Source organism: Limnochordia bacterium, from assembly GCA_023230925.1.
In the GTDB taxonomy this organism is placed as follows: Bacteria; Bacillota; Limnochordia; order DUMW01; family DUMW01; genus JALNWK01.
The window spans coordinates 1-8561 of the sequence record JALNWK010000080.1 but is presented as its reverse complement, the minus strand read 5'-3'; the positions used below and the strand labels follow the sequence as shown (position 1 = coordinate 8561).

The following is an 8561-nucleotide window of genomic DNA, read 5'->3' as shown; positions in this document are numbered from 1 at the left end:
TTGGCTCACAAAGCTATAATCCTAAATATGAATGGTAATTCGTATAGACTGAGAGACCGCATGCAACTAGAAGAAAATACCTAAGTTGGGAATAAAGTGATCCATCAAGGCCTAACATCCTTCCAGGTGGATCACTTTCAGATTAGAAAAAGTGGATCACTTTTACGTTAGAACGTGGATCACTTTTATGTTGACAAACACAGGAGTTCAGAACACAAGCAGACCGGACTAGCTAATCTGTTCCCCTTAACCTGGCCAAGCAGTCTATGTAGTCACTGCTAATATCATCGCCAATGGTTTACAGTTACCTTTGGGCCTACATACATGAAAGCTCGTTATTCACATGTCATCCGCTATTCGCTCACCTTTGGTCATCTAGTTTGCCAAATAGGCGATCCTAAGCTAGCTAATCACAACAATAGTCTCATACACGATTAGTTCAGAAAACACAAAAACGCCGTTCTGCAAGCATCACAATGACGCCCTGCTCGAACGACTTTTCTCCATTTCTCCAGTCTCGAAAGCGGACACAACCGACAGTTTATTTCCTTTATAATATCAAAGGGACCAGTTTTTGTCAAGCACATCGCGAGTATGAGTCAACTATATACCTGGATGATTTTCCCACAATAGCCTAGCAATTCCTCGGATTAGACACCCTTAGTCTAGGTGCGAGCATCATATCGGGTCGGAAGCAGTTGCCAATACCTGCCCCACTGCTCCTTGGAAAAGCGGAAGTATCGCCTACATCCCGCTAGCGCTCGTTACCTGCACCCATGTTAACAAACCCTTTTTTCGAATTCACAGAGGCACGCCAGGGATGTCCTAAGAAGCTCTTGTAGGACTAAGCTTCTTGCCAGCTACGACGTCTCGCCACAAACCAGATGATCACCAAAGATACACAAACCATGATCGTCACAATACTAGAAAACCGTTGTATGTTCAGCGTCTCCACCCGCATGACGTACCTCATTCCTTCATGCACATAGGTCAATGGCAGAAACTTCGCTAATTGAAATAGGTAATCGGGAAGTAATTCCATAGGGAAATAAGTCCCTGAGAAAAAGATCATGATCGTAACGAACACACCGGCTAGTTGCCCTGCTGTTTGTGCTTTAGAGACAAAGAGTGTAATCAAGGCGCCAAAGGCCATCATGGCAAAGGTTGATACCATGGTAAACAAAACAAATAACGGCCAGTTAATGGAGAACTGGACTTTAAAGACCAGGTGGCTTACAACCAGAATGATTAGTGCGGCAACAAAGGCAACCAACATCCGCGTAAAGATCAGACTAATTAGAAAAAGCTCAAACCGCATGGGTGTGGCAAGCATTCTCTTTAGTACACCTTGTTCCTTAAAGCGCATTAGAGAACCGGCAATAGTGGAAAGACCAGTGGACAAAATGGCAATGGCGATTATCCCAGGGATCATGTATTCTAAGTGGGTAATCCCCGCTCTGGCCACAACCTCTTGTTCAGCTACCACCATAAAATCAACGATGCCTGCCCGTTTTTTATCAAAGGCGTCGGAAATGGACCGAGCCACTTGGGTATGATAGGACTTCTGCTGTAGGTAAACAGGGTTCATATAAAACACGAGCTCTCCACCATCCCAGCTAAGACCAAAGGAAACGTTACGATCTCGGACATCCTCTATAGCAGCCTCGCGACTTGGGGCTAGGGAAATAGAAAGATGCTCCATACCTGCAAGCACCTCTTCAAGCTCCCTACTGCCAGGAGCCTTCTTGTCAAAGTATGCGGAGATACTCACGTTCGGTTCGGCATCGGACATAACATCGTTATCCTGAAAGACAGAGCCAAAGATTAGAAGAAAGACAAGGGGAAAGGCTAAGGAAAAGAAGACCGACTGCTTATCCCGGATGAAGTTTAGAGTTAGTGCCCGAAACAAGGCGATTAATTGGCGCATCAGTTGACCTCCCACTTGAAGTTCTTCAGACTATACAGTAGACAAAAAACTAACCACAGGCCCGGAACTAGAACATTTAGCAGCGTTGTTGTTTCCGAAGGATAAACACCGAGGGCGTCTCTGAGTCCATTGGCCAAGTAGGTGACCGGATTAACTAAAGCGATCCAACGAATCACCGGCGGTGCCTGTAATACTGGGAAGAACAGACCACCTAGAAACATCATCGGGTAAGTCACAATGTTGGCCATAGCCGCCCCTGCACTGACGTTCTTGGCAGCTGCAGCAATGAAAAAACCAAAGGATAGAAGCACAATTACCGCATACACCAAGTAGAAAAGGGCTGCCGGTGTAAGTAGGTTGAGCTTTGCATGAAAAACCAAGGCTCCAAAGAAGTAAACCACGACAGATCGCACGAGGCAAGTCAGAAGAAAATAAAAGAGCAAACCGAGAAAGTAGCTGCCTGTGGAGATAGGGGTCACAAAGTAACGTCGTAGTACCCCTCGATCCCTGTATGCTAAAAGCCCTCCCACCACAACAGATAACCCAGTGGTCAAAAAGTTCATAATCAGTATTCCGGGAATAATGTAGCTGGCAAAGGAAAAGACCCTGCCCTGTACCGCAACCTCACAGGTTTTAAAGCCCACTAGCATCCTAGGATCAGCAAAACCTGCCTCTATGGCAATACTCTTGTTAATGCCGTTTAAGACCTGTCCAAAGGCAGATACCGCCGCTTCAGACAACTGATCGTTGGGACGGCTATATACCATAATCTCCGCAGGGATAAGGGGCTGATTCCCGGCCGCCAACGGCAGATTGCGGCGTACTGCACTACTAAAACCAGCGGGGATCACAATGACAATGTGTCTTTTGCCCTTTTCCAGTGCTTCTAGTTCCGCCTGTTGACCTTTATGGGATTGGTGCACCTTAAGCCAGGTCTCCTGCTGGCTTATCTCAAGAAGGGTCCTTTCAACGATGGCTGCTACACCCTCCGGGTAGTCCTGATCTAAGTTAACAAGACCAACTGTCATCGTCACAGCAGCCTGATTACCCACATTGGCAAAAACCAGGTTTAGAATCGTCATGAGAATCACTGGAAACACCAAGGTCCAAAACAGGTCAAATCGGTCCCTTAAGGCGGTAAGTAGATATTGCCGGAAGATGGCTCTTGCTGCACGCATTTAGTCCCGCAACCCCCTTCCCGTCATGGACAGGAAAACGTCCTCTAGGTTCGGCTGCCGCAGTGCTAGGTTCTCTAACACTACATTGGACCCTTTTGCCCAGTCAAGAAGCACAGGCAATGCCACAAGGATGTCCTTGGTATAGACTAACCAGCGCCCATTTTTTTCACTAATCTGCTCGAATTGTGCCTTTAGCTGCTGTACCTGCACATCACTCAGGGTAGCTTTGGCAAACTCGATAATGTTATCCTGACCAAGTTGGTCGATCAACTCTCGGGGAGTACCATGGGTAATGATCTGCCCCCGATCCATGATATATACATAATCCGAAAGGTATTCAGCTTCCTCCATGTAGTGGGTAGTTAGGAAAACAGATTTGCCGTCCTCGCGGAGGGAGCCTATCAACTCCCAGATGTTCCGTCGTGCCTGGGGGTCTAGTCCCGTGGTAGGCTCATCCAGAAAAATGATGTCAGGATCGTTAAGTAATGCCAAACCAATAGATAGTCGCTGCCTTTGGCCTCCGGAGAGTTCTTCAACGTATGCCCGTGTTTTCTCCGTTAGGGAAACCCGCTCAAGGATGGTTTCCACCGGTAACGTCCTTGAGAAAAAGGACGAAAAGACTTCTAAGACTTCAATAACCCGCAGCCTGCTAATAAACCTAGTATCCTGGAGGAGGACACCCATTCGATCTTTTTGCAGGGGCCCAACGGTCTCACACTCCTGCCCCATAATAATGATCCGACCAGAGTCGGGTTTTTTTAGTCCTTCGAGGATTTCTATCGTAGTCGTCTTTCCAGCACCGTTTGGACCTAGTAAAGTGAAAACCTCTCCCTTTCGGACATGAAATGAGACACCATCTACTGCCTTAACAGGACCATATGCTTTCCGCAAATCATGTACTTCGATGACCTTCGCAACCATATCTGCAGTCTCCAAGAAAGCCACTCCCCTTTCTACTCCCGGAGGGGAGTGGCTAGTTCAAATGTAAAACTTAAACCGATGCCATTCATACATACACTATTCTATCATAGTATGCGGAATCCTGTGGGGGAGAAGACTACAGACTTATCTGACTACCAGCTTCCGGCCACCTGTTGGGGAAAGTCACAATCTAGCTTTCCCGAAAAAGTGTTCTTCGAGCATCTGACAAAGACAATGATAGATCAGAATGTGATGTTCTTGGATTCGATCCGTACCCTGTCCGGGTGCCTTAATGGAAATATCTGCCATCTGTGCAAGTTTGCCGCCGTCGGGGCCAGTAAGACCAATCACCGTCATGTCCTTAACATGCGCCACTTGGGTTAGGTAGGCAATATTCGCCGCATTACCACTGGTACTAATACCGATAAATACATCATTAGGTCGACCAAGGGCCCATAGTTCTTGTACCGGTTGCATGTACCTGATGGAAAAGTCATTATCCACAGCAGTACTCAATGCAGGATTAAGCCCTAGTACAACACAACGAAGCCCACCTTCCAGATTGGCAGCAAGCTCACTGCCTCCCCAACATGTCTGCAGCCTCTCTTTTCTCGCCTGGTCAATTTCCCTGGGAAGCAAATAGGATTTTAGTAACTCTCCGGATATGTGCAGGGCATCGGCCATGCTGCCCCCATTCCCATAGACATAGATAGTACCGCCCTGTTCTAAGGATAACCTGCAAGCGCTAAATGCACGTAACAGATCCCCGCTTACATCCAGTAAATGAGGATTACGCCGTTCAAACTCTTGGAGCACCCAAGGCTTATTGCTCCCTTCGCTCTTGCTGCAAACCGGATTATAACAGAGGTCTTGCGATAGGCTTTCCATGGCAAGCGGTGTTCGTAGCACATCCACTTCGACCCCACTAACCCCCACGTCAAAACCAAGGACCTCCAAGAGCCTTCGCATTGGTGCTAGACCAGTTGTACCTACTAGGGCAATCTCCTTTGTCTTTGCTAGAAAGCCGGCTAGACAAGCAAGATCCTGGCCCAGGGTAGCACCCCACGCAGCCGTATTAGAGGATCGCCACAGACCTAAAGGTGTCAACTCAGGATATACACAACATGGGACACCCGCGTGCCAAGCATTGTAAGACATAGAGTACTCCAGTTGGGAAAAGTGCTCGGAATGATTCCTCATGAATCGACCTACTCCTGCCCCTAGACCCAGACCATCCCATGCGGCCTTCCGTACCGCTTCGTTAAGATGTGTAACTACCTGCTTATTAGCAGAGCCTTGACCCAACTGTCCATGCATGGCTAACTCAAATTCCTCCGGCAATACCTCACCGTCTAAGATCAAATAGTCGATACACCCTCTACTTAGAAGCTGATTCAAGAAAGAAACAAGCTCTTCGGAGAAAGACTCATGATCCACAAACCCAATTACCGGAACAGCACTATTCTTGTAGTCTACAAGCTGTTTGAGAGTCCTCTGCAGATTAAACGAAGCTTTGCGGTCTGACTCCTGGGAATGGGTATAGGCTGTATCATTGGCTCTATTTGCGTCAATATTGCGATCGGTCATTGGACTGCCTCCTAAAAACGTCCTGTGGAATACAAAGCTGCGGAGATTGCCGCGTAGTTGCCAATCTCCTCGCCCAAAGCAGCAGGAAGAATACGACATGCCGCAAGGGACATTGGCAACGCCTCTTCGGATAAGACCTGGCGCATGGTTGGTTCAAGGAACTGTTGGCATCGTCCGTAGATACTGCCAAGGACAATGGCCTCTGGATTTAGTAAGTCGATAAGGATTGCCAAGCCCATCCCCAGATAGCTGCCTGAAAGGGCTAGTATCTCCTGGGCTATATCGTCGCCGCGGGCAGCAGCTTCCCCCACATCCTTTGTGGTAATCTGATCAATGGTTCCAGGATTGAAGCTGACCTTACCTTGTAGCTTTCTTGCCCGTTCCTGAGCCAATTGAGCAATTCCTCCCCCACTGCAAAATCCCTCAAAGGATCCGTACTTATTATGTCCCTTGGGGCCCGTCTCGGCCATTCTAATGTGTCCAACCTCACCGGCCAATCCAAGGCTTCCAGTATACAAACGCCCATCAAGGATTAAGCCGGCACCCATACCAGTACCAAAGGTGAGAAAGACCATGCTTTCACTCCCTCGACCGGCACCAAATTTCCATTCAGCAATGGCACTAGCATCAGCATCATTCATCAGATAGGCCTTACCGCCAAAACGTTCCTCCAACAGATCAACAATAGGGATTTCGTCCCAGCCCGGCAGGTTAGGCGGAGAAAGGATCAGTCCTTTCTTCGTATCTAGGGGGCCACCACACGAGACCCCAAATATGGGTTCGGATTCTATGCCTAGATCCACGATGGCATTGAAAAGCATCTGTAAAGCTGTGTTTACATCCGAAGTAGCAAAACGTTTCACAGTGTTTGGCCTGTTGTCCTCATTAGCTTTAATCACGGCACACTTGGTCCCACCAATATCTAATCCAAATAGACTCATTTCAGTTATTCTCCTTATTGCTAAGCAAGACTATATCTCGCATTATTACAGTCCGTCCTCCTTACCACATGCTTCCGCGCGTGATCTACGCTGCTAAGCCCACACCGTCCGGTCTTAGCCACGACCATCCTCCTGGTAGTTTGACATACCGCTAGTTTAGTTCATTCAATGAATCAAGTATAACACGGATTGCTATTTCTGTGAACAAGAAGTTCCTTTCATCGCACTATATGGTTAAGACAGAGTTGCCTAAAGAATTCACCTGTATCCTTATTGGACGATCATGGAGCACTTTGGTTGGTGATTCAAAAACTTCTTCGGTGTGAATGTTTGAAGGCATGCGGAAGTAATAGTCGGTGACTTCTGCCAGTCTCGCTTTTGGTCATTTACGAACGAGTCAGATCTGCAGATGGAGACTGGTGGGTTATTCGAAGCGTCAAGTCTGATCAACACAAATACTAGAGTCCTTGACAAGTACAGTTACAACACCAATTAATAAGAGCAGAAAACCACCCGTGGCCTATTGGGCACTATGTACGTCCTTTCTATCTTCTAGTGAAAGCAAGGATATGGGATCTGAGAAATACTTATCCAATACAAGGGCAACCCCACCTAAGGCACTTGCATCATCACTCAGAGGGGAAGCACAGATCTCAACACAGTTCTGGGAGGCAAAACCCCGTCTGCTTACTCTTTCAGTTACCTCCGTTACTAATTCCGGCCATAACGCAATCAGCTGACCCCCAATAATGAGCAATTCGGGGTCATACAGGTTAATCAAAGAGGCCACGGCCCATTCTAAGTAATCCAGGGCCTGCGCAAAGGCTTTGTCGAAGTGCTCATCCTTCTTATTAAGGTTCATTAACGCAGCTTTGGTATCAGTAGGTATGGTGCCGAAGATGCTTTTCGCCAGACCAGGAATAGATAAATATAGTTCTAGACAGCCTGTATTCCCACAGGCACATCTTTCTCCTTTGAGGTCTACGGCAATGTGTCCAATTTGTCCAGCCAATTGATGCTTCCCACGGTAAATCCGGCCCCCGATGATCACGCCTGCACCAACACCAGTGCCCACAGACAAATACACAAGGTCTGTGCGATTCTTGCCAGCTCCAAACCAAGCCTCGCCCATCGCCGCGGTTCTTGCATCATCATCGATCGCTGTGGGAATACCATATCGTTCTTCGCAAATTGCCTTAAGAGGAAACTCGTCTAATCCAGCGAAATTCGGTGGTGACTTAATCACACCTGATGCGGCATCCAAAGGGCCCGGTATACCTATCCCCAGTCCAATCACCATTTTACCCCGCTTGTGCGACTCATGGATGCACTCGTCTACGGTTTCCCATAAACTGTCTATAAGAACGGTGCGATTAGGCTTAATCGCTCGCTGATTCTGGTGGATGATATTCCCCCCAAGGTCCGTCAAAAGGCATCGCACAAAATTCCTGGAAAGCTCTATCCCTATAACATAGTACGCATCTGCCACAAGACGTAGAAAAACCCTTCTTCTACCAGCTTTAGAAACAGTAGTACCACTTTCCTCGATCAAACCCACTTCCAGCAATTCCCTCGTCAGATTCGTCACCGTTGATGTCCTTAGTTTTACCTTTTCTGAGATCTGAACACGGGAAATTGGTCCATGTAGCCGAATGGTATTTAAGACCAGGGCTAAGTTATCCTGTTTGATAGTGTTTTGGTTGCTTCCCTGAGATTGTTTTGTCAATAGCTTCTACCCTAACTCAAAAGTATTCTGCAAGGTTCTGCTGGAGTTACATATATATTCTAACAGATGAGGGAACGAATATGCAATTATCCGCGAAAATGCCAACAAGAGCATCTTCTTCGGCACTGGATACGGTATGATTGCTATACTAAAGAAGGGAGACCGTCAAGTTAACTGTGTAAACTCCGAATCCTCCTAAGAGTAATTTGTGACCCGTTCTCCAAAGTAGACAGTCAACTGTGAGTATATTGTACCCCAATTGCGCATTACCTTAGTCCATC

The 8561-nt window shown here is 47.3% G+C and carries 6 protein-coding genes; all 6 read right to left on the bottom strand.

Features of this window, described 5'->3' with window-relative positions; all coding sequences use genetic code 11:
* Positions 1–844: 844 nt before the first annotated feature.
* Complete coding sequence (locus tag M0Q40_12020; GenBank protein MCK9223321.1) at positions 845–1927, bottom strand: ABC transporter permease; 1083 nt, start codon at positions 1925–1927, stop codon at positions 845–847.
* A complete protein-coding gene (locus tag M0Q40_12015; protein ID MCK9223320.1) occupies positions 1927–3105 on the bottom strand; it encodes an ABC transporter permease in 1179 nt (392 codons plus the stop codon). Before M0Q40_12015 ends, M0Q40_12020 begins: the two co-directional genes overlap by 1 nt.
* Positions 3106–4041, bottom strand: a complete 936-nt coding sequence (locus M0Q40_12010) for an ABC transporter ATP-binding protein (GenBank protein MCK9223319.1) — start codon at positions 4039–4041, stop codon at positions 3106–3108.
* Positions 4042–4209: 168 nt separating this feature from the next.
* Entirely contained in the window at positions 4210–5613 is a 1404-nt protein-coding gene (locus tag M0Q40_12005; GenBank protein ID MCK9223318.1) for an SIS domain-containing protein, read from the bottom strand.
* Positions 5614–5624: 11 nt separating this feature from the next.
* Positions 5625–6554, bottom strand: a complete 930-nt coding sequence (locus M0Q40_12000) for an ROK family protein (protein ID MCK9223317.1) — start codon at positions 6552–6554, stop codon at positions 5625–5627.
* A gap of 520 nt (positions 6555–7074) precedes the next feature.
* Positions 7075–8280 (bottom strand): ROK family transcriptional regulator, encoded by a 1206-nt coding sequence (locus M0Q40_11995; protein ID MCK9223316.1) that lies wholly within the window; start codon positions 8278–8280, stop codon positions 7075–7077.
* Between the last annotated feature and the right edge of the window lie 281 nt (positions 8281–8561).